General features: G+C 40.1%; 17 protein-coding genes. 16 read left to right on the plus strand and 1 reads right to left on the minus strand.

Going from position 1 to position 21252, the window contains the following annotated elements; translation table 11 throughout:
* Nucleotides 1-423 precede the first annotated feature (423 nt).
* From B5D46_RS03460 to recJ, 10 genes are all read left to right on the plus strand, one after another.
* On the plus strand, nt 424-1236 hold the full coding sequence (locus B5D46_RS03460) for a tetratricopeptide repeat protein (protein WP_159443012.1): 813 nt from the start codon (nt 424-426) through the stop codon (nt 1234-1236).
* Nucleotides 1237-1358: 122 nt separating this feature from the next.
* Nucleotides 1359-2333 carry a tripartite tricarboxylate transporter substrate binding protein gene (locus B5D46_RS03465; RefSeq protein WP_078928250.1) on the plus strand — a complete coding sequence of 325 codons (975 nt, stop codon included), beginning with the start codon at nt 1359-1361 and terminating at the stop codon, nt 2331-2333.
* Between the two features lie 455 nt (nt 2334-2788).
* The gene (locus B5D46_RS03470) at nt 2789-3559 is read left to right on the plus strand and encodes a hypothetical protein (RefSeq protein WP_078928253.1); all 771 of its coding nucleotides are present in this window, start codon (nt 2789-2791) and stop codon (nt 3557-3559) included.
* Between the two features lie 240 nt (nt 3560-3799).
* Nucleotides 3800-5146, plus strand: coding sequence for an ATP-binding protein (locus B5D46_RS03475; protein ID WP_078928254.1), 1347 nt, complete (start codon nt 3800-3802; stop codon nt 5144-5146).
* Between the two features lie 110 nt (nt 5147-5256).
* Nucleotides 5257-7443: a DEAD/DEAH box helicase gene (locus B5D46_RS03480; RefSeq protein ID WP_078928255.1), complete on the plus strand. Its 2187-nt coding sequence runs from the start codon at nt 5257-5259 to the stop codon at nt 7441-7443.
* Nucleotides 7444-7486: 43 nt separating this feature from the next.
* Nucleotides 7487-7936, plus strand: a complete 450-nt coding sequence (locus tag B5D46_RS03485) for a PaaI family thioesterase (RefSeq protein ID WP_200805008.1) — start codon at nt 7487-7489, stop codon at nt 7934-7936.
* Nucleotides 7914-8729 carry a 1,4-dihydroxy-2-naphthoyl-CoA synthase gene (gene menB, locus B5D46_RS03490; RefSeq protein WP_031491668.1) on the plus strand — a complete coding sequence of 272 codons (816 nt, stop codon included), beginning with the start codon at nt 7914-7916 and terminating at the stop codon, nt 8727-8729. The genes B5D46_RS03485 and menB overlap by 23 nt, the downstream gene beginning before the upstream one ends.
* Nucleotides 8729-9847 (plus strand): AMP-binding protein, encoded by a 1119-nt coding sequence (locus tag B5D46_RS03495; protein ID WP_078928256.1) that lies wholly within the window; start codon nt 8729-8731, stop codon nt 9845-9847. Before menB ends, B5D46_RS03495 begins: the two co-directional genes overlap by 1 nt.
* 12 nt (nt 9848-9859) lie before the next feature.
* Nucleotides 9860-10999 (plus strand): hypothetical protein, encoded by a 1140-nt coding sequence (locus tag B5D46_RS03500; protein WP_078928257.1) that lies wholly within the window; start codon nt 9860-9862, stop codon nt 10997-10999.
* 190 nt (nt 11000-11189) lie between these two features.
* Entirely contained in the window at nt 11190-12887 is a 1698-nt protein-coding gene (gene recJ, locus B5D46_RS03505) for a single-stranded-DNA-specific exonuclease RecJ (protein ID WP_159443013.1), read from the plus strand.
* A gap of 68 nt (nt 12888-12955) precedes the next feature.
* On the opposite strand, the gene ppgK is transcribed toward recJ, so the two are convergent.
* Nucleotides 12956-13702, minus strand: coding sequence for a polyphosphate--glucose phosphotransferase (ppgK, locus tag B5D46_RS03510; protein ID WP_078928259.1), 747 nt, complete (start codon nt 13700-13702; stop codon nt 12956-12958).
* Nucleotides 13703-13995: 293 nt separating this feature from the next.
* Between ppgK and B5D46_RS03515 the strand changes: the two genes are divergently transcribed.
* From B5D46_RS03515 to miaA, 6 genes are read left to right on the plus strand one after another with little or no spacing between them, the layout of a single operon-like run.
* Nucleotides 13996-14442 carry a hypothetical protein gene (locus B5D46_RS03515; RefSeq protein WP_078928260.1) on the plus strand — a complete coding sequence of 149 codons (447 nt, stop codon included), beginning with the start codon at nt 13996-13998 and terminating at the stop codon, nt 14440-14442.
* 11 nt (nt 14443-14453) lie between these two features.
* The gene (locus B5D46_RS03520; RefSeq protein ID WP_078928261.1) at nt 14454-16004 is read left to right on the plus strand and encodes an NAD(P)H-hydrate dehydratase; all 1551 of its coding nucleotides are present in this window, start codon (nt 14454-14456) and stop codon (nt 16002-16004) included.
* Complete coding sequence (gene tsaE, locus B5D46_RS03525) at nt 15991-16479, plus strand: tRNA (adenosine(37)-N6)-threonylcarbamoyltransferase complex ATPase subunit type 1 TsaE (protein ID WP_078928262.1); 489 nt, start codon at nt 15991-15993, stop codon at nt 16477-16479. Before B5D46_RS03520 ends, tsaE begins: the two co-directional genes overlap by 14 nt.
* A 10-nt stretch (nt 16480-16489) precedes the next feature.
* On the plus strand, nt 16490-18187 hold the full coding sequence (locus B5D46_RS12435; protein WP_327192106.1) for an N-acetylmuramoyl-L-alanine amidase: 1698 nt from the start codon (nt 16490-16492) through the stop codon (nt 18185-18187).
* 19 nt (nt 18188-18206) lie between these two features.
* Nucleotides 18207-20204 carry a DNA mismatch repair endonuclease MutL gene (mutL, locus tag B5D46_RS03535; protein WP_078928264.1) on the plus strand — a complete coding sequence of 666 codons (1998 nt, stop codon included), beginning with the start codon at nt 18207-18209 and terminating at the stop codon, nt 20202-20204.
* A 2-nt stretch (nt 20205-20206) separates the two neighbouring features.
* Complete coding sequence (miaA, locus tag B5D46_RS03540) at nt 20207-21163, plus strand: tRNA (adenosine(37)-N6)-dimethylallyltransferase MiaA (RefSeq protein ID WP_078928265.1); 957 nt, start codon at nt 20207-20209, stop codon at nt 21161-21163.
* The last annotated feature ends 89 nt before the right edge of the window (nt 21164-21252 follow it).

Raw genomic sequence — 21252 nt, forward strand, 5'->3', positions numbered from 1 at the left:
AATAGAGATAATTGTTCCATGGTTTTCTTGTTTAATTCTTTGATTTTGAACACATTAATTATATTAAACAGAAAACCATAAATCAATTAATTCCTTTCAAATCAACCACATTTCAACCTTTTCACAAAAATCCAATTTTACGGATAAAACAATTGCAAAATATCAGAATAAAGCTCCGTATATTTTATTAACACATTGATCTATATATCAAATTTTTAAAGAACTTTTTATGCTGAACTAATTCAGCAACGGATCGCAACTGGTAACAGTTGCATATCCTTTAATTTATGAGGATCCTAGAATAAATTTCTTAAGATCCTAGGTATGATAAATAAAATTATACATAATTAAATTTTTTTTTAGATGAAGGTATTGCTCAGGCTAGATATTTTGCTTTCAGCAAAACTTGAACCTGGAAATTTTATGAAAAAAGTCTTTTCAATAACGATATTGACAATTTTCGTCAGCGTTGTGTCAACTACAGCAATAGCACAGCAGTCACGTATAGAGTCACTAGAGAAACAGTGTAATTCTGGTGATATGGATGCGTGTGATGCTTTGGGCTGTGAATTTGCTCGTGGAGATCTCATCGAGGCAGATCCTGCAAAAGCAGCAAAGATCTTTACTTCAGCATGTGATAGCAATAATGGTTCCGCCTGTGGCCATTTGGGCTATCTTTATACTGTTGGAAACGGTGTTAAACTCGATCTTGATCTGGCAGCAACTTTATACAGGAAAGCCTGTGATCTTAAATTCTATGAAAGCTGTGTAAATCTCGGTATCAGTTATATTCTCGGTTCTGGTATCGAAAAATCTGTTGATAAGGCAATTCCTCTATTAAGAATCGGATGTGACCATGAGCAGGCTACCGGATGTACTTTAATCGGTAATGCCTACTATAACGGTCTTGGTCTTGATAAAGATCTTAAGATGGCAAACTCATATTATGTCAAGGCCTGTGATATGGATAGCGGTGAAGCCTGTGCTAATATCGGTCTGAATTACGCTCAGGGAGAGGGCGTTGAACAGAACTATGAACTGGCATACGAGTATTTCACCAAAGGCTGTGATCTCGGTGCAGGAGAAGGCTGTTTTAATGCTGGTGTTATGTATGCCAATGGCTGGGGAATTGAGCAGGATTATACTATCAGTAAGGCTTATTACTCTAAAGCCTGTTATCTTCATTACAAACCAGGATGTGATGAATACGAGAATCTTAACAACGAGGGTATGTAATTAACTCTGAAATATGTGTTCTGGAACACTCAATTCGTGATCAACACTGAATCTATTTTGCATTTACTCCTATATCCTTACATATATACGTTTGGGATTTCTTTTAAAAAAATGGTGAGAGTATGAGATTAAAACTCTTTCTTTCATTTGTTTTCTCATTTTTATTCTGTTTTATATCGACAGTTAATGCCTGGGAACCTGTAAAAGATATTACTTTGGTTGTTGCATATAAAAATGGCACCGGAACCGATATAGGGGCTAGACTGATTAGTTCTTATGCTCAGCGTTTTTTTGGTCATAAAATGATCGTCAAAAACATTGATGGAGACGATGGCATCTTGGGCTGGAAGGAGCTTATTAACGCAAATCCAGATGGATATACTATCGGTTTTATAAATCTGCCAACTTTTGCAAGTCTTACTCTAAAACACAATTCTCCTATAAAAATGCAGGATGTTGTGCCTATCTGCAATCAACTGACTGAGTCAACAATTGTTATTGTCAGAGCTGACAGCCCATATCAGAATATTAAGGATCTGGTGGATGATGCCAAGGTTAGGGGAGATCTTGTGGCTTCAACTAATGGTTTTATGGCATCTAATCACACTGCAGCTCAGCTTCTTTCTCATTCTGCAGGATTTAATTATGTTGCCGTAGACTGCGGTGGTACATCTGATCAGATTCTGGCACTTTTAAACGATGAGGTTCAGTTTTCCTGTGTTAAGGTCCCTGATATTACTCCATTACTGGCAAAGAAAAATCCTGAAATAAGAATTCTGGCTTCTTTTTCAGAGAAAAGACTCAGAGATTTTCCTGATGTCCCTACTCTGGCTGAATATGGCTATTACGATAAATGGTATGGTTCTTCAAGAGGTATAGTTGCCCCTAAGGGCACTCCTGATGAGATTATTGAATACTACGAGAAAAAATTCGAAGCTATGCTGTCAGATCCTGAAGTTGTTGCAGCACACAGAAAGGCTAATCTGTCTCTGGACTTTAAGGATAATCTGAATTTTGAAGCTACTATGACAGCCAGCGAGTTCTTCTGTCGAGACATCATTCCAATGTTATACAAGAATGAAGAGGTGGATAAATAACGTACTTATTCATAACAATAAAGAGAATCATTTTATTGCATAAAATAATCAACAAAGGTAACACTTATTGTTACCTTTTTATTTGTTGAAATATATAGATTAGTTTTCCGATTCTTTTTTTCTTTCTCAAATCCATTCAATTGCCCTGTCTGCAGAGGCATTCTGTTGTTTAGAACACCGGAATAATAATTTTATAATTCATCTGAAATGTTAGAGAATATGACGTTTTTATGCGAAACGTCATTACTTTATTTTTTTCTGTGTGAATTTCATCTTTATAATCTATCTCCATGACTTGAAAATAAAAGACCCTGAGCCAATCAAATAATATTTGACATTAAAAATATGATAATTTCGTTATATTAACTTTTTGATATTTAATAATTTGACATGTGTCGCAAAAAGTTATTTAATATATTTCACAAAAAAAATAATACTAGGTTATATCACTATATATGAAATCATCTAAACTACTTATCGCTTTTCTTGCAATGATGTCTACGGGCATTTTTGCCGGATGTACAAAAGAACAAACATCAGAAAGTACAACTTCTCATAAATCATCTGACGGACTTTCTCTGTATGAAAGAGCAAAGGTCGCAAGAGCAGTCAGACAAATTGAGAAGGAAGAGAAAAGAAAGATTCTTACTCAGAAATACTCTTCTGTTAATCCTGATTTGTATGAGGTTAATGTCTTCTTTGAAGATGAAATGATAGAAAGTGAGGACATGAATCTCTGGGTTCAGCCTGGGTTCATTGGAATTCTGAAAACCCGTACAGAAGACAAACCTGACACTCCTAAGGAATCAGTTATTCTTGTAAATGATTCTATGAAATTTACTGCAACTGTTGAGTATGAAATGAAATATTCAGACATTGACTATTCTCATGACAGTTTCTGCAGAGAGCTTGTAACAAGATCAACTAAGCATTCTAATATCAATAATATTGTACCTCCTACCTTACTGAAGGGAGAGCAGTCAAAAATCTGCAGATTCAGCTATCAGGATCTGTCTACCAACAAGTTTGTGAATGAATTTACAGAAGTTTATTCAAACGGAACTGTCATTTATACAATGACATCAACCTCTAATCCTAAGGTAACAGGAAGAGATATTCTGAAAAGAGCATTTTCCAGAGCTGTATCTAAAGAGTTAAAGGATGCTGTAAGACATTCAACTACTGATTTTTTTGATACTGAAAAATACCATTCATTTGATATTTAATAGTTTTTTATATCGAATTTATCAGAATCTTAGACTATCTGTCTAAGGTTCTAAAAAAGATTCATATTTTCTAACGTGTACTTATTCCAATTTGGAATTTCATAATCTTTTAAGAAATTTTTTCTTAAAAGATTTTTTTTCTTCGCTTTCCAGATAGTAATATTTCTGAAATATACTCCGCCGCAACATAAATCATGGTATATAATGATCAGTTCACTTAAATTTTAGGAGCTTTATATCATGGCAAACATCAGACCTCGTGAAAGATCTGCAATTATTCAGTCTCTTCGTGCCGGTGTGACACCTAGAATCGGACTTGAGTACATTCAGGTCGGTAGAGTAAATGAGGTTAAAGCTCTTATAAAAGATCTTGATAATATTGCAGATCAGGGCAGCGCTTTTCGTATTGTTATCGGTGATTTCGGTGCCGGTAAGTCTTTCTTTCTTCAGCTTGTAAGATATATAGCTCTGGAGAAAGGTCTTGTTGTTGTAAATGCAGATTTATCCCCTGACAGAAGACTGTTTGCTTCAACCGGTCAGTCTCGTAACCTTTATAAGGAGCTTGCAAGAAATCTGTCTACCAGAGCTCATCCTGAAGGAAACGCCATGGTTCCTCTTGTTGAAAAATTTATTACCGAGCAGCGTCGTATTGCTGATGAACAGGGGAGAGATGTTGAGCTGGTTATTAAAGAGAAACTGAACTCTTTATCTGAGCTTGTTGACGGTTATGATTTTGCACAGGTGATTGCAACCTACTGGAAGGCTTACAACGAGAATAACGATGATCTGAAGAATAATGCTATCCGTTATCTTCGCGGTGAATATACTTCAAAGGCAGATGCGAAACGAGACCTAGGAGTAAGAGCTATTGTTGAGGATCATAATGTTTATGATCATATCAAGCTTCTTGGCAGATTTGTTACCCAGGCAGGATATAAAGGCCTTCTGGTAAATCTTGATGAGGTTGTTAATCTATATAAGCTTCCATCTCAGAGAGCCAGAAATTCAAATTACGAGCAGGTTTTAAGAATTCTTAATGACTGTTTCCAGGGCTCTGCTCAGTCTATAGGCTTCCTGTTTGGCGGTACTCCTGAGTTCCTGATGGATCAGCGCAAAGGTCTGTATTCTTATGAGGCTCTTCATTCTCGTCTTGCGGAGAACACTTTTGCTCAGATTGCCAATGTTGTTGACTATAACAGCCCAATTCTGATTCTGCAGAACCTTTCTCCTGAGGAGATTTATGTCCTGCTTTGCAACATTAGAAATGTTTTTGCAAACGGAAAGAAGGAAAACTACATTCTTCCTGATGAAGCTCTAACAGCCTTCTTAGAGCACTGTTCTCAGAATATCGGTGACGCTTATTTCAGAACACCTCGTAATACAATTAAGGCCTTTGTAGATCTGCTGTCAATCTTAGAGCAGAATCCTGAACTTAACTGGAAAACTCTGATTGGTAATATTTCTATTGAGTCTGAGTCAGATACATCGCTCGTATCCATTGAAACAGAGCCTGCAAAAGATTTTTCAGAAAAGAATGATATGGAAGAATCTGAAGATGATGATGATCTGACATCATTTACTCTTTAGTTTCAAGGAGTTACTCCTGAAGCTCTGGTCTCTGTACCCCGTTATTCATTTAGGCTGCTCTCCTTTGAGGAGAGTTCCTACCATTAGACATCCATTTAAAGGTATTTTCTATGGAAAAAGATTCTATAAATCTGCTTGATATTGATCTTAAAAGATGGATGTTTAAAAAGGGCTGGCAGTCACTTCTTCCAATTCAGGAAAAATCAATCAAGCCAATTCTTGAAAGGAAGAATGATGTAATTATTTCCGCATCTACTGCCAGCGGAAAAACTGAAGCAGCCTTTCTGCCAGCATTGACCTCAATTCAGAATTCCAAAGATCTGCATGGAATCAGAATTCTTTACATCAGCCCTCTTAAGGCTCTGATTAACGACCAGTATCGTCGTCTTGATGAGATGACAGAATTTCTGAAAATAAATGTGACTCCATGGCATGGAGATGTATCAATTTCCAAGAAAAACAGAATATTAGATGAGCCTGAAGGTATTATTCTGACAACTCCTGAGTCCCTGGAATCTCTTCTAATCAACCATAAAAGCTGGATAGAATCATCGATGAAGAATCTTTATTACGTGATTATCGATGAGTTCCATGCCTTTATGGGCTCCCAGCGAGGCTATCAGTTGCAGTCACAGCTGCATCGAATAGAGAACCTTATTGGTAAACGCGTAACCAGAGTTGCTCTGTCGGCAACATTTTCGGATGCCCATGGCGTTATGTCATATTTACGTCCAAATTCCTCTATTCCCTGTGAAGTTATTACTGCCGCCAAGAGCTGTGAGGATAAGCTTTCTGTTCAGATTAAGGGCTATGATCATATTGCCCTTGATAATCCTGAGCTTGAAGGAAAAGTTCTGCCTAAAGAGTTTGATTCCATTTCAGACGATATTTTCAGACTTCTGCGCGGCTCTACTAATCTGGTGTTCTGTAATTCAAGATTCTGTACTGAAACTCTGGCAGGAAAGCTTGAACAGAAGAGTAAGAGCAAATTTGTTCCTAACGAGTTTTTTCCTCATCATGGTTCTCTTTCAAAGGAGCTCAGAGAAAGTCTTGAGTATCGTCTGCAGGAAGGTCGATGGCCAACAACTGCTATCTGTACTGCAACTCTAGAGTTAGGTATTGATATTTCTGATGTTTCATCAATCGCTCAGGTTGAGCATCCTATTACAGTGGCCTCACTGCGTCAGCGTCTTGGAAGAGCCGGTCGCCGTGAGCACAATGCGGTTTTGAGAGTATTTATTCCTGAGGCTCTGACTGATACCAGAAAAACAGAGCTTTACGAAGATACAGTAATGACTGTTGCCATGATAGAGCTGCTTCTAGAGAGATGGTATGAACCTCCTTTAGAGCATGAGTATGCCTTTTCAACACTGCTGCAGCAGACTCTGTCTGTAATAGCTTCCTATGGAAGTGTCAGTGCCAAGGCTCTGCATGAGCTATTGTGCAAGAGCGGACCTTTCTCTTTATGTACACCAAAGATTTATATGCAGTTTTTAAAATGTCTTGGTGAAAAGGATCTGATTGTTCAGCTAAACGATGGTTCTCTGGCATTAGGCCTTGAAGGCGAGAAAATCGTCTCAAACTGGAATTTCTACGCCGCATTTGATACTCCTAAAGAGTTCACAATTGAACATGAAGGTCATCAGATAGGAACCATTCCTTTATCTCAGGATCTGATTATCGGTGATACCTTCCTCTTTGCAGGACGCGGCTGGAAGGTTAATTTCTTTTCTCAGGAGAGACATCTTATCGGTGTAAAAGCCTATCCTCATGATGCGCAGCCTCTGCAGATGAACGGCAGTGCCGGTCATATTCATAATGAGGTCAGAAAGAGAATGTTTGAGATATACAGAAACAAGAAAATCCCTGTATATCTGAATAAGGTTGCAGCAAAACATGTTCAGCAGGGAATTGAACAGTTTGAACGTATGCAGCTTGCCAAATCTCATATTTATGACGGTCCTACCGGAATCGCACTATTCCCTTGGCAGGGCGACAAGGTAATCAGGACAATTGTGCTGATGCTTAAAAAGGAATCAATTGATGCATCTGCATATAAATCACATATTGAGCTTGCCTATACTCCTAAAGACAGTCTTAAGGTTGCTGTTTATAATATTCTGAATTATGAGAATATAAGTGGTACCGATCTGATTAAAAAGGTTAATAATCTGGATCGTGAAAAGCATGACAGCTATATTTCAATGGATTTAAAGAGAATGTCCTTTGCCCATAGCGAACTTGATATCGACGGGGCATTGGAATTCTTCTCAGTACTGAGAAAAGAGTTATCTTAAAAAAGATAAATATGTTTTTTATTTTTTGCGGAGTTTCTTGTCTATGAGCGGGGAAAAAATGTCTCCTCATCTGAAAAGTACCATGGTTGAAGCCCTAGGTATAAAAATGTTCAAGGATGAGAATGGTGTTTATAAGGCAACCATGCCGGTTGATCACAGAACCTGTCAGATCTTCGGGCTTTTGAATGGCGGTGCAAGCATTGCTCTGGCAGAGAATCTGGCTGGATTTGCCTCATTTGAACTGTGCGATTCAGATATGATTCCGGTGGGCTCATGTGTCTCTGCAAACCATGTTGCTCCTGGTTTTTTCAATTCAGAGGTTCATGCAGTAGCAACTCCAGTAAAAATAGGAAAAACCATTCATATCTGGAATGTAGATGTCTTCAATGAAAAAGAGCAGCTTTTATCTACTATCAGAATGACCAATTTGATTATCAAAGATACACACAAATTAAGAGAGGCTATCACTAATGCGTCAGTGGACAAAGATTAAAGACTACGAAGAGATTCTTTTTGATTTTTACGAGGGTATTGCTCGTATCACCATCAATCGTCCTCGTTACAGAAATGCATTTACTCCTCTGACTGTAGCAGAGATGAGTGATGCTCTATACTACTGCCGCGAGTGTGCAGATGTTCGTGTTGTTGTGCTGACCGGTGCCGGCGATAAGGCTTTCTGTGCCGGCGGTGACATGAACTATAAGGGCCGTGGCGGATATGTTGATGGAAAGGGCGTTCCAAGACTGAATGTTCTTGATGTGCAAAAGCAGATCAGATCACTTCCAAAGCCTGTAATTGCAATGGTAAACGGTTTTGCCATAGGTGGCGGTCATGTTCTTCATGTTGTATGTGATCTGTCAATTGCCTCAGAGTCTGCTATTTTCGGTCAGACCGGTCCTAAGGTTGGTAGCTTCGATGCTGGCTTTGGTTCCTCATATCTGGCTCGTGTTGTAGGTCAGAAGAAAGCTCGTGAAATCTGGTTCCTGTGCCGTCAGTACAGTGCTAAGGAAGCTTTGGAAATGGGACTTGTAAATACTGTGGTTCCTGTTGAAGAGCTTGAGAATACTACTGTTGAATGGGCTCAGAGAATGATGGAGTTAAGTCCTCTTGCTCTGCGTATGATCAAGGCCGGTCTAAACGCTGAACTTGATGGTCAGGCTGGTATTCAGGAGCTTGCAGGTGACGCAACCATGCTTTACTACATGACCGATGAGGCTCAGGAAGGAGGAAAAGCCTTCTTAGAGAAGAGAAAACCAAATTTCAGCAAACTGAACAATCTGCCATAATGAAAGAGAATAACTATAAAGAAAACTTTTCATTAAGCTTTGCTGAAGGATATCTGATAAACGACTCTGAAGAGATTCTCTGTAAGAATTTCAAATCAGAGATAAATGCTCTGTATGAGGATTTTATCTCTGATTCTGAGACAATCAGTGTGTTCAGCTCCGGCTCTACAGGTGAACCTAAAGAGCTGAAACTTAAAAAAGAGTATATGCTGAACAGTGCTAATATGACCTGCTCATACCTTAATATTCCTGAGGGGGCTTCAACTCTTCTGTGTATGCCTCTGAAGTTTATCGGGGCAAAGATGGTTGTAGTAAGAGCAATGGCCAGAAAGCTTAAGCTTGTGGCGGTAAATCCGTCATCTCATCCTCTTTTAGGACTGAAAAAGGCTCCATATTTTGCCGCAATGACTCCTGCTCAGGTGTTTTCTTCACTTGAATCAGAAGCAGAAAGAAAAATCCTGTTTGATATCAGAGAGCTGATTATTGGTGGCGGAGCTGTAAACAGTTCCTTAAAAGCAGAACTGATGCAATCTAAAAACCGTATATGGTCAACCTACGGTATGACGGAAACGATTTCTCACATTGCACTAAAGCGTGTAAACGCTGAAGAAAAAAATGGTGTTTCTGCATGCGGATATGTACCTTTTGAAGGGGTAAGACTTCATAAGGCCGAGGATGATACTCTGATGATTGATGCTCCTTATATTGGAGTTGAATCCCTAAAGACCAACGACATTGTGGAATTTAATCCTGATAATTCCTTCTCTGTTATAGGACGTGCAGATAACATAATTAACAGCGGCGGTATTAAGATTCAGATTGAAAAGCTTGAGGAAATGATTAGGGAATCAGTCAGCTGTGATTTTAATATCACCTCGGTTTCATCAGACAGGTATGGTGAGACTGTATGCCTTCTGCTTAGTGGAGAGCATGGAATTCCATCTGAAATTAAAGATGAGGATCTTACTGTTCTTTTAAAGAAAAAGGTTCCAAAGTACTGGGATCCAAAGATCATCCTAAGAACTGATAATCTGCCAAGAACCGAATCTGGAAAGCCTGCAAGAGCAAAGCTTAAGGCTTTGGCAAGGGATCTTTATCAGGGACTTCAGACTCGTTAGAGGAGATATTTCTTGTTTAATATCAGAGCGATATTTAAAAACGTAATGGAATATGTATCACTGTTCATGGTGATTGCGTTTTTCTCGGGTATCTGTGCAAAGGGACCGGAATGGCTTACAGCTTTTGATTACTCATCTATTCTGGGTAAATTCGGTACCATAGCAGGAAGCTCTGATAATTTTACAGGTCATGGGGATATCAGTGTAAGAAGCGCTTTTCTGTTTGCGCTATCAATTATCCCTGGGATTATTCTCTCTTTAGGCGTGCTTTCTGTTGCAGGGTATCTTGGAGCCCTAAATGCTGCAGGACGTATTTTCTCATTTATTCTAAAGCCTCTTTTAGGTCTGCCGGGCTGTTCTGCCTTTGCGATTATAAGTTCACTTCAGAGTTCAGACAGTGGTGCTGTAATGACTAAGGATCTCTATGATCAGAGAATTATTAACAGAAAACAGCGCTGCATCTTCTCTGCATTTGAATTCTCATCCGGTGGCTCGATAGGTGTTTATCTGACTGCAATGCCGATTATATCAGCACATCTTAACATTCCTATTCTTATGCCATTGGGAATTATTCTGGTAATCAAGATTGTCGGTGCCAACCTGATTAGAGCTTATCTTTCTTTCAAAAATGAAGAGATCGATACTAAGGTGAAAGGCCCGAATGAGGTTTTGGAAAACAGAAATATAAAACAGAGTAAAGAGAATATATCAAATATTGCCGATGCTTTTATCAGTGGAGCGAAAAGAGCCATAAATATCAGTCTTAACATCATGATGCCAAATGTAATAATGGCTTTTGTTCTGACTGCTGTTCTTATGAAAATAGGTGCTATGGATTTTTTAGGCAGAGTTGGTTCTCCTCTGATGCAGATTTTCGGTCTGAATGGTCAGACTATGGTTGTTCTGGTCTCTGCCTGGTTTTCCGGTCTTGGCGGTGTGGCTATGGGGGCGACAATGTGTGCCACAGGAGAGATTACACAGACTCAGCTTGCAATCATTACACCTGCTATCTTCCTGATGGGGGCTCAGCTGCAGTATATGGGCCGCATTCTTGGAGTTATCGGACTTGAATTCCGTCATTACCGACTGATGTTTGCCATCAGCATTATTAATGCAATTATTTCAATTCTGGTAATGAAAGCTCTAGTTTAAAGATAGCAACTTAATTTTTCTGAATTAATTTCATTGTTTCTTTCTGTTTTTTTTTCTGATTTACAAAGATAATTAACAGAAAATGAATTTTATTAATCAGTTTGTATGAAAAACCTCTTCTAAACTCATATAATGGTGTCACGGACAAAATATATCGAATTTAAATAATACGGAACCTAAGGGATTTATCGTGAAAATAGTACGACGTGATATCGTTGATGATAGTCACTTGCAGACTTTTGTATCTGATCCGATTATTCGTCAGATACTTGCAAGAAGAGGCGTATCATCGGAAAGTGAGGTTACATGCCAGCTTTCGGATATCTATCATTACAGAGACCTGCATGATATCGACAAGGCAAGTAATATTCTTGCTGATGCCATTGAGAACGGTGACAAGATTCTGGTTTCTGGCGATTACGATGTTGACGGTATTACAGGTACAGCCCTGGGTGTCAGAGGTCTTAAGGATTTAGGCGCCTCTGAGGTAAGATATTTTGTTCCATCAAGATATGAAGGCGGCTACGGTGTCAGTAACGAAACTGTAGATGAAGCCTTAGCTCATGGAGTTAAGCTGATCCTGACCGTGGATAACGGTGTCAGCTGTAAAGAATCGATTAATTACGCCAAAAGCAAAGGTCTTAAGGTTGTAATTACAGATCATCATGAAACTCCTGAGGTTCTTCCTGAAGCCGATGCTATTGTTGATCCTAAGCTTCCTTGTGATAAATTCCCTTCAAAAAATCTTTGCGGAGCCGGTGTGCTTTTCTATGTTCTGGTTGCAACCAGAGCTGTTTTAAGAGACAGGGGCTTTTACGATAAGACTCATGTGCCTCTGATTGCCAGATTCCTTGATCTTGTGGCTTTAGGCACCATCGGCGATGTAATGCAGCTTGATGCAAATAATCGTAAGCTGGTTAAATACGGTTTTGAAAAGATCAGGGCCGGAAAATCAGTTATTGGCGTCAAGGCTCTGGCAGCCTCCTGCAGAGTTGATCTTGCTGCCATCAATTCAGTAAGTATTGCCTTTGATTTATGTCCAAGACTTAATGCACCGGGACGAATTAAGCTTGAAAACAATCCTGCAGTATCTTTAATGCTTACCGATGATGAATCTGAGGCCAGCATTATTGCCAGGGATCTTGAGATGTGCAATAAGCGCCGAGGCGATTATGAGCGCGTCTTCTTAAAGGAAGCTACTGAGGATGCCTTAAAGCAGGAAGGCAACTGTGCAATTGTTCTTTACCGTCCAAACTGGCTGGTTGGTTTAGGCGGCCTTATTGCAAGCCGAATAAAAGAGAAGTTTTCTGTTCCATGTTTTGTTTTCTCTGGTTCAGGAGACGAGCTTGCTGGTTCAGCCCGTTCAGTTCCCGGCTTTAGTATCGTAAAGAATCTTCAGCTTCTCTCAGAGAAGTGTCCAGGTCTTCTGATTAGATTCGGTGGTCATGCCATGGCAGCCGGAGCATCTATTCACAAGGATAATTTTGAGAAATTCAAAGAGCTCTTTAATCAGGTTGCAAAAGAGAATCTTGGTAATCCTAACGATGAAGAGATTATTTCTGATGGTGAGCTCCCATCTAATTATCTGACTATCGGCTTTGCCCGTGATCTTGAAGCCTACGGTCCATGGGGTAACGGCTTTGAAGAGCCTTGCTTTGATGGTGAGTATACAGTTGAGGATGTATTTGTAGTAGGTAGCCGACATCTGCGTTTTAACCTTCGCAATGATGATGGTTCCTATATGCGAGGCATTAAGCTCAGAGCAACTCCTTCAGAGCGCGAAATTCAGGCTAATATGAGAGTAAGGGCTGTATATACAATCGGCGTAAATCACTATATGGGCTCTGAGCGTCTTGAAATCAAAATCTCTTCTATTGAAAGGGTATGATAAAAAGTAATTAAGCAAAAAAAAGCCTGAATTTTATTTCAGGCTCTAAGTTTTGTTTGATTGTTTTTTTATTTCTTCTGTATTCTGGTGTTGGCGTACATTGCTGCACCGATAATTCCTGCCAGATTCAGAGTTGTTGCAGGAACTACCTTGGTTTTCAGTGTCAGCTGGTCTTTATATTTTTCGAATTTCTTTGATACACCGCCGCCCAGCACGATAAAATCAGGTGAAGTTAAAAATGCTATGTATTCTAAGAACTTATTTAATCGCTCTCCCCATTCTTTGAATTTCAAATCTTCCTTTTCTCTTACAGAGTCGGCACAGTAATGCTCTGCAATATCTCCCTTGAACTTGATATGTCCAAACTCTGTATTTGGGAACATCTGTCCGTTATAGAAAAGAGCGGAACCGATACCTGTACCCAAAGTCAGGAATAAAACTGAACCTTTATAACCTTTTACTGCACCAAAGCTTAATTCAGCCAGACCTGCAACGTCAGCATCATTTGCTACGAACACATCAAGACCGACAGTCTTTGAGAACAGTTCTTCAACCTTTACGTTAATCCATGATTTATCGATATTTGCTGCTGTCAGAACCTCTCCGTTAATGACACGTGCAGGAAAACCGCAGCCGATTGGGCCATTGTAGCCAATCTGTTTAACCAGTTCCTTAAGAGTCTCTGCTACAGCTTCTGGAGTTGCAGGCTGAGGAGTAGGAATTCTAATTCTTTCAGTTTTTAGTTCGCCTGTCTCTGTATCGACAATTGCACCTTTTATTCCGCTACCACCAATATCAACACCCAAAATTTCCATGGAAAACCCCTTGAAATGACATAGTTATCTATTTATTTGAGTATAGACAATAATACAGTTGAAGTTCCACTGGAATTGTTTAAAAGGTAGAGGTTCAGTCAAAAAAAATCAGAAAATTTTCTTGTTTTAAGGTTTGTCTAAGTGTTAATGAGCAAAATGTTGGTAATTTTGAGCTATTTGTCTTTTGTTGTGTTCAATTCTTCTTATGTGCACTTCAGATTGTCTATTTCTATGTTAAACTTTTGAAATGAGGGAGATAAATCCTGAAAAATCCTGCAAAATGAGTGTTTCTGATGAATAAGGTTTTTTGTATAAGTTACTCGGACTTAGGCTATCTTTTAAGTGAACAGAACTGGACAGTTGAAATAAGAAAGCTAGAAGAGTTTGACTATGGCGTTTATGAGGACATTTTAAGAAGCGGTCCGTTTCTTATCAAAAGAAGATTTCTGTCAAGTTTACCGGATATTTTTGATGACTGTTCAGAAAAAAAGAGTGAACCGGTTCTGCCTGAAGATATAAAAAGACTTATTCTAAATAGAGATGATACAGAAGTTCTGGTTATTGCTTCTAATGATTTTTTGCAGCTGTTTTCTGACGAGAGTAAAGATGAATTTGGCTGTGTATGCGTAGAGCGCGAAAGAATTACCTGTAGCACCGCTGATCCTGAAGATCTTGCTGAGGATGTAGTGATTCTTGCATCCTGTGGTGTTGATCTGAACAACCCTGATCTTAATATCTAAGAGGTTTTAAGATGTCCAAATTACCTTATGAAGTTTTTACCAGCGATGAAGTTAAGCAGATAGAGGCAGATCATGCCAAATCTCATAATGGTCACTGCTTTGATCTGATGCAGAGGGCCGGAAAATCTGTATTTGACTACATTATACGTGAATGCGGAGATGCTAAAGAGGTCTGGGTATTCTGCGGAAAAGGTAATAATGGTGGTGATGGCTATATTGTTGCGTCTCTGCTTTTAGAGAACGGGATAAAACATCGTGTTTTTGCAACAGGTATTCCTCATGAAGGTTCTGAGGCCAGCTATGCCTACGAGCTTTTTATAAAGCAGGGCGGAAGTGTCGAGTATGAGCTTCCAAACAATGGTCTTGTTCAGGAGGCAGGCGCAGAGATTATTCATGTTTCAAAACCGGATCTGATTATTGACGCTCTGCTTGGAACCGGTATCGAATCAGCTCCAACCGGAATAACCGCAAAATGGATTTCATATATCAACAAGCTCAATACCTTCACCGTTGCTGTTGACGTGCCTTCAGGCATATGTGCTGATACAGGCGGAGTTCCTGGTATGTGCGTCTGTGCGAATGCCACTGTCTGTATGCTGGCCTTAAAGCCAGGCCTTCTGACCTCGGATGCAGTGGATTTTGTCGGCGATATTGAATTTGCCTCTTTAGATGTTGATACAAACGGTTATCATGAAATCCTGACAGAATCATCATATAAATCACCTCTGCCAATTTTTCAGGTTGGATTTGACGACCTTCAGGATGCACTTCCTATCAGATTACCTTCCTATAATAAGGGAGATAACGGCAAGGTTCTGATTATCTCAGGTGCCAGGGGCATGGGAGGTGCCGCAATTATCTGCGGAAACGGAGCTCTAAGAAGTGGTGCCGGTCTTGTTAAGATTGCCATGGATCCTTCAAATGTAACTGCCATGCTGTCAGTAAGACCCGAGCTTATGAGTATAGATTTCAATGACGACAAGTCGGTTATAGAAGCTATAAGCTGGGCAGATGCAATTGCAGTTGGCCCTGGACTTGGAGTCAATGAGAGAACTGCCAAGCTGATTTCATTCCTGTCAGATGTTGAGGATCAGAATCTGGTTTTTGATGCGGATGCTCTGAATGTACTTGCTACCTTTGAGCAGGACTATTACCGGGAGAATCGTGTTTTAACCCCACATCCTGGTGAGGCTGCAAGAATGCTGAATATAAGCCCGGATGAGGTTAATGCCGACAGACTTTCCGCCTGTTACAAACTACAGCAGAAATACGGTGGCGTGGTTCTTTTAAAGGGACCTGGCACCATAGTCTGTGACGGTAAGAAACTTACTATAATTCACGAGGGAGCTCCTTCTCTTGCAACTGGTGGTTCAGGTGATCTTCTGACTGGTATAATTGTATCTCTGTTAGGACAGGGACTTTCTCCTGAAAATGCCGCTATCGTGGGTGCAGCACTACATGGAAGAGCAGGATTCCTTGAAGGCATAAAAAAGGGTATGATCGGCACTCTACCAATGGATTTATGTCAGAATATAAGAGAACTTATTAATGTCAAAGACTGAATTTAAGATTGAAGGTGAAGAACAGACCGTGCGTTTTGGCGCACTTATGTCAAAGCTTTGTGTACCTTATGCTGTAAAGAATTCAAAAAGCATTCTCATTTTTCTAGAGGGTGATCTTGGCGCAGGTAAAACCACTTTCTCCCGCGGCTTCATTGAAGGCTGCGGTTATGAGGATATTGTAAGGTCCCCTACATATACTCTTGTAGAGCCTTACGATTTTTCTGATTACAGTATTTATCATTTTGATCTTTATAGACTTTTAGATCCTGAAGAACTCGAATACATGGGCATACGAGATTATTTTGAGAAAACCTCCGTAAGTCTTGTTGAATGGCCCGATAAGGCTCATGGATTACTACCTGAGGCTGATGTTCGTATTGCATTAAGTTATTCACAGAACAGCAGAAATGTTGTGATAGAATCATCTGTACTATCGCAGGATGAATTGGACGGTATTGCTTCCTGTTTTAATTAAAGTAATGATTGTGAACGCCAGATTAAAAAAATTATTTCAGTTTCTGTGTCTTCTATGTATTCTGATTCCAGGATTAGCCTGTTCTCAGGATGTTTATAAGCTAAGAAGCTATCATAATTCCCAGAAGACCCGTGTGGTTTTGGATACAGAAACAAAGCCAGACTATTCAACTGCCCTTTCTAAAGACAAGTCTGTAATGGCAGTTCGCATCAGAAATATTGATAATCTGTCTAAAGCGCCACAGGGAGGAAAGTTTAAGGCTCAGAGCTGTCTGAGTTCCGTGGCTAAAAAAACTGACGGCAAAGATGTTCGCTATATTTTCTCTCTGAAAAGCTGTGATACTCCAAAGACTTTTCTTTTAGCTCCATCAAAGGATTCAAAAAACTACAGACTGGTAATTGATTTTCCTCATGCTTCTGAGTCTGCAGTCAAAAGCTCAGCAGGCACTGCTGCAGCTTCATCTGTTAAGTCATCCGAAAGTAAAAAAACAGCTGCGGTTTCTGCAAAGAGCTATGGTGTTGATACCTCAAAGCCTCTTGCTGCTTTGGAAAGAGATCTTTTTATTCAGTATTCAACAGTAGGTAAGGATGGTTTTAGAACCATGACTCCTGCCAATGCAGGAACCTATAATCAGAAGCTCAAAGAATTAAGAGAAAATTACAAGAAAGCTCAGCTTGAGCAGGATGCTGCTGTAGCATCAAGCAGGAATTCGTCAGCAGGCAAAAAGACTTCTACAACCATAAAAGAAGAGGTTGAAGAAGAAGTTGCTGATACCTCAGCTCCTCCTGTTCCTGTTAATGCTACACCTGTTGCAAGACCTTTCATTATTGCTGTTGACGCCGGTCATGGCGGAAAGGATCCTGGTGCTATAGGTAAGAGAGGCGTAAGAGAGAAGAATGTAACTCTGGCTATTGCCAAGGCACTGGCAAGCTATATCAATTCCAATAAGTCCTTCAGAGGAACACTTATTCGTTCATCAGACATATTTATTGATCTGGACAGACGTTCTGAGATTGCAAGAAAGCGTAAAGCGGATCTTCTGATTTCCATTCACGCTGATTCTGTTGCCTCAGGAAGTTCTACTGCCCGTGGTGCCAGTGTGCTGGTTTTATCTGAAAACAGAGCTGAAAGAGAGAACGGCAAGATTCTGAAGAATCACAAGCAGACTCAGCTTATCGGTGGTGCCGGTGAGGTTATGGATCAGAGTGTTGGCAACCCATATCTTGCAACAGCAATTCTTGATATGTCATCTACAAATACTCGTTCAGAGGGAAATCTTCTGGCAAAGGAGATTCTGCGTTCTTTAGGCTCATTCACTCATTTAAGAAAGAGTCAGCCTATCTCTGCCTCTTTAGCTGTATTAAAGTCTCCTGATATTCCTTCGCTGCTGATTGAAACCGGTTATCTATCAAACCGTTACGAAGAGATTCAGCTTAACCAGCCTAACTATCAGAAACAGATTGCCTATCATATTTATCTGGGTATCAAATCCTACTATGAAAAGTATCCTGCCCAGAAAATCAAATCCAGACAGGAATCATATGCCAGAACAAAGCAGATTGGCGGTAAGCGCAGTGTAACTGTAAAAAGAGGAGAATCTCTTTCAATCATCGCAAATCGTTATGGCACAACCGTCAGTGAAATCAAGAAGTTAAATTCACTGAAAAAAGATACTCTATCTGTAGGTCAGGTTTTATACCTGCCTTAACCATGTCCGGAATACAGATATGTCTTCAATCAGGTTATTGTCCAAACAGCTAGCAAGTCAGATTGCCGCCGGTGAGGTGGTGGAAAGACCTGCATCTGTGGTGAAAGAACTTCTTGAGAATGCTGTTGATGCCGGTGGTACACATGTTCTTTGTGAAATACGAAATGCAGGCAAGGTGCTAATTCGTGTTAGAGACAATGGTTCTGGAATTGTTAAGGAAGATCTCCCTTTAGCTCTTGCCCCTCATGCAACCTCTAAAATCTCCAGCGTTGAAGATCTTGCTGCAATTACTACTCTGGGCTTCAGAGGCGAGGCCTTAGCCTCCATTGCTTCTGTATCAAAGCTTGTTCTGACTTCGAAGACCGCAGACGAGGAGAATGCATACAGTGTCAGTGTTGAAGGTCCGGAACAGAATCCTACAGTTAAACCTGCCGCTCATCCAACTGGAACTACGGTAGATGTTGGTGAACTGTTTTTTAATACACCTGCAAGAAGACGTTTTTTAAAATCCGACAGAACAGAGTTTGCTCGAATCAAGGACATCTTTACCAGAATTGCTCTTGCTCATCCTGATGTTGGTTTTGAATTTATATCAGATTCTAAAACTGTTACCAGAGTTTCTCCTGCAAAGGGGGAGGGGATTGATCTAAGGCGTACTACTACCCTGATTGGAGCCGAATTCGGTGTTCAGGGGATGAGAGTCATCTGTGAAGATCCTAATCTGCGAATTGAGGGCATGATCCTTCCTCCTCCAAGAGAGGAAGAAGCTCTTTCAGAAAAAATCTATATATTTTTAAATGGACGTCCTCTGGCGGATAAGGTTGTAACTCACGCTCTAAAAGAGGGTTTTTTTGAGGTTTTGGGAAAAACTCTGCCAATCCGCTGTGTTCTGTACATGGAAATTGACCCTGCCAAGGTGGATGTAAATGTACATCCTCGTAAGGATGAGGTTAGGTTCCATGAAACAACTCTGATACATGATCTGATTGTTGACAGTATTGTTTATGCACTAAGGAAAAACGGCATAGGTTCATATCAGCAGATGGTGAACAGTGATCCTTTAGGTCCTGATAGCAGCGCAGAACAGAACGAAATTCCTGAGGAGATTCATAGAGTTTCCTCTCATGTAACCTCATACGATATTACAGATAAATCACTTCCAGCTTTCCCTTCAGGCGTGGGGGCGTTTATTGATATCAGTAAGCTTGCAGACAGAGGCAAGCCTGTAATCATCAGGGCATCTGACAGGAATACATCTAATTTAGGCTCTCAGTCATTCTCAGGAGGAAACTCTTCTGAATCCTCTTTAGGTATGCATCGTGGACTTCATACCAGTTTTGCAACCAATGCTGATGACATCCAGAGAAACATAAATATATACAAAGCGTCTGTTGCTGCATCCAACATCAGTCTGAATGCCAGAACAAACCTTGAGAGTGCTCCATTCAGAACTTCAGAGCGCGATAACGGCATAGAGCTGATTGAGCTTATAACCGAGAAAACAGCTCTGATAAGGGCAAATCACAGTTTTTATCTTCTGAATATCAATGCAGTAAGGTCCAATCTTCTTGCGGATGAGTACAGCAAGGATATTATGGCCAACAGAGTTGAGCGCTTTAAAATGACACTGCCTTATACTCTGAATCATATTGATGATGAATTATGCAGACAGCTAAAGGACTGTTATTTCTCAGTGCAGAAGTGCGGTTTTGTTGTAAGAGTTCAGAAAAACAAGGTTGAGCTACTTGAGATTCCATTAAAACTCAAAGGGGCAAATATTGCTGGTATAGCGGTTAGGATCTTTAATCTTATTGTTTCTAACCATTCTGAACTTGATAGAGGTGAGTGTCCGGATGAACTTGCTCAAATAGTGGGGGCAAGCATTGTAATTGGCACAAATATGACTTCTGCAATGGATATTATCAGCAGAATTCCTGATTTTTCTCGCCTGACTGAAATTGAAAATGCTGTAAAGGAGCTTGATTTAAAGCTTCTTGCACGTGATTTTGAGAATTAAGTATGAAAAATAAAGCTCTGGTTATTCTTGGACCAACCGCATCAGGTAAGACATCTTTAGCTCTGAATCTGGCAAAGCATCTTAAGATTGAGATTATCAGTCTTGATTCTGCTCTGATATACAGAGAGATGGATATCGGTACCGCTAAGCCTACCAGAGAAGAGCAGGAATCCGTTCCTCATCATCTTATTGATATCTGCGATCCTGCACAAAGCTACAGTGCTGCAAATTTCAGAGAGGATTGCATAAGACTTGTAGACGAAATAACAAAAAGAGGTGCTCTGCCTGTTATCTGCGGTGGCACCATGATGTATTACAAGGCTCTGGTTGATGGACTGTCTCCTCTTCCTCAGACAGATCCCAAGGTTCGAGAAAAGATTGCCAGTGAGGCTCAGGTTTACGGCTGGCCGAAGATGCATGAGCGACTGAAGGATGTTGATCCTGTATCTTATGAAAAGCTAAACCCAAATGACAAGCAGCGAGTTTCTCGTGCTCTTGAAATCTACGAAATGACAGGAAGAGCCATGAGCTCCTTCTTTGATACCAAAACTGACAGCTGTCCTTTTGAGCGCTTAGAATTCATTCTGCTTCCAAAGAATGATGACAGGGAAGAATTAAGAAAGCTTATCCGCAAAAGATTTGAACTAATGGTGGACAACGGTCTGATTGATGAGGTTTCCAAACTTAAGTCTCGCGGTGATCTGAATCTTGATATGCCGTCAATGAGATGTGTTGGCTACCGTCAGGTATGGGAATATCTGGACGGGAAATATGATAAGAATGAGATGGTTGAACAATGTGTTATTGCAACTGCTCACCTTGCAAAGCATCAGATGACCTGGCTTAGAGGCTCTCTGTCCAAAGATCAGAATTATCTGGTAAAAAAGAGACTGAATATAGGAGATCCTGACAATCTTAAGATAGTATTGGATTCCTTAAAGGAGTTCTCTCTTTACTAGACTGACTCTCCTCGGTGATTTCTGAATTAAATCACGGATAGCTTTGTATCTCTACCTATAATTAAGGTATCTTCCTTTATTCCTGATAG

Origin of the sequence: Succinivibrio dextrinosolvens DSM 3072 (assembly GCF_900167015.1) — a bacterium.
Classification (GTDB): Bacteria; Pseudomonadota; Gammaproteobacteria; order Enterobacterales; family Succinivibrionaceae; genus Succinivibrio; species Succinivibrio dextrinosolvens.

Excerpts from the sequence above, each read along its gene's own strand:
- B5D46_RS03460 (WP_159443012.1), top strand. The coding sequence starts at position 424 with ATGAAAAAAGTCTTTTCAATAACGATATTGACAATTTTCGTCAGCGTT.
- B5D46_RS03465 (WP_078928250.1), top strand. The coding sequence starts at position 1,359 with ATGAGATTAAAACTCTTTCTTTCATTTGTTTTCTCATTTTTATTCTGT.
- B5D46_RS03470 (WP_078928253.1), top strand. The coding sequence starts at position 2,789 with ATGAAATCATCTAAACTACTTATCGCTTTTCTTGCAATGATGTCTACG.
- B5D46_RS03475 (WP_078928254.1), top strand. The coding sequence starts at position 3,800 with ATGGCAAACATCAGACCTCGTGAAAGATCTGCAATTATTCAGTCTCTT.
- B5D46_RS03480 (WP_078928255.1), top strand. The coding sequence starts at position 5,257 with ATGGAAAAAGATTCTATAAATCTGCTTGATATTGATCTTAAAAGATGG.
- B5D46_RS03485 (WP_200805008.1), top strand. The coding sequence starts at position 7,487 with ATGAGCGGGGAAAAAATGTCTCCTCATCTGAAAAGTACCATGGTTGAA.
- menB (WP_031491668.1), top strand. The coding sequence starts at position 7,914 with ATGCGTCAGTGGACAAAGATTAAAGACTACGAAGAGATTCTTTTTGAT.
- B5D46_RS03495 (WP_078928256.1), top strand. The coding sequence starts at position 8,729 with ATGAAAGAGAATAACTATAAAGAAAACTTTTCATTAAGCTTTGCTGAA.
- ppgK (WP_078928259.1), bottom strand. The coding sequence starts at position 13,702 with ATGGAAATTTTGGGTGTTGATATTGGTGGTAGCGGAATAAAAGGTGCA.
- B5D46_RS03515 (WP_078928260.1), top strand. The coding sequence starts at position 13,996 with ATGAATAAGGTTTTTTGTATAAGTTACTCGGACTTAGGCTATCTTTTA.
- B5D46_RS03520 (WP_078928261.1), top strand. The coding sequence starts at position 14,454 with ATGTCCAAATTACCTTATGAAGTTTTTACCAGCGATGAAGTTAAGCAG.
- tsaE (WP_078928262.1), top strand. The coding sequence starts at position 15,991 with ATGTCAAAGACTGAATTTAAGATTGAAGGTGAAGAACAGACCGTGCGT.
- mutL (WP_078928264.1), top strand. The coding sequence starts at position 18,207 with ATGTCTTCAATCAGGTTATTGTCCAAACAGCTAGCAAGTCAGATTGCC.
- miaA (WP_078928265.1), top strand. The coding sequence starts at position 20,207 with ATGAAAAATAAAGCTCTGGTTATTCTTGGACCAACCGCATCAGGTAAG.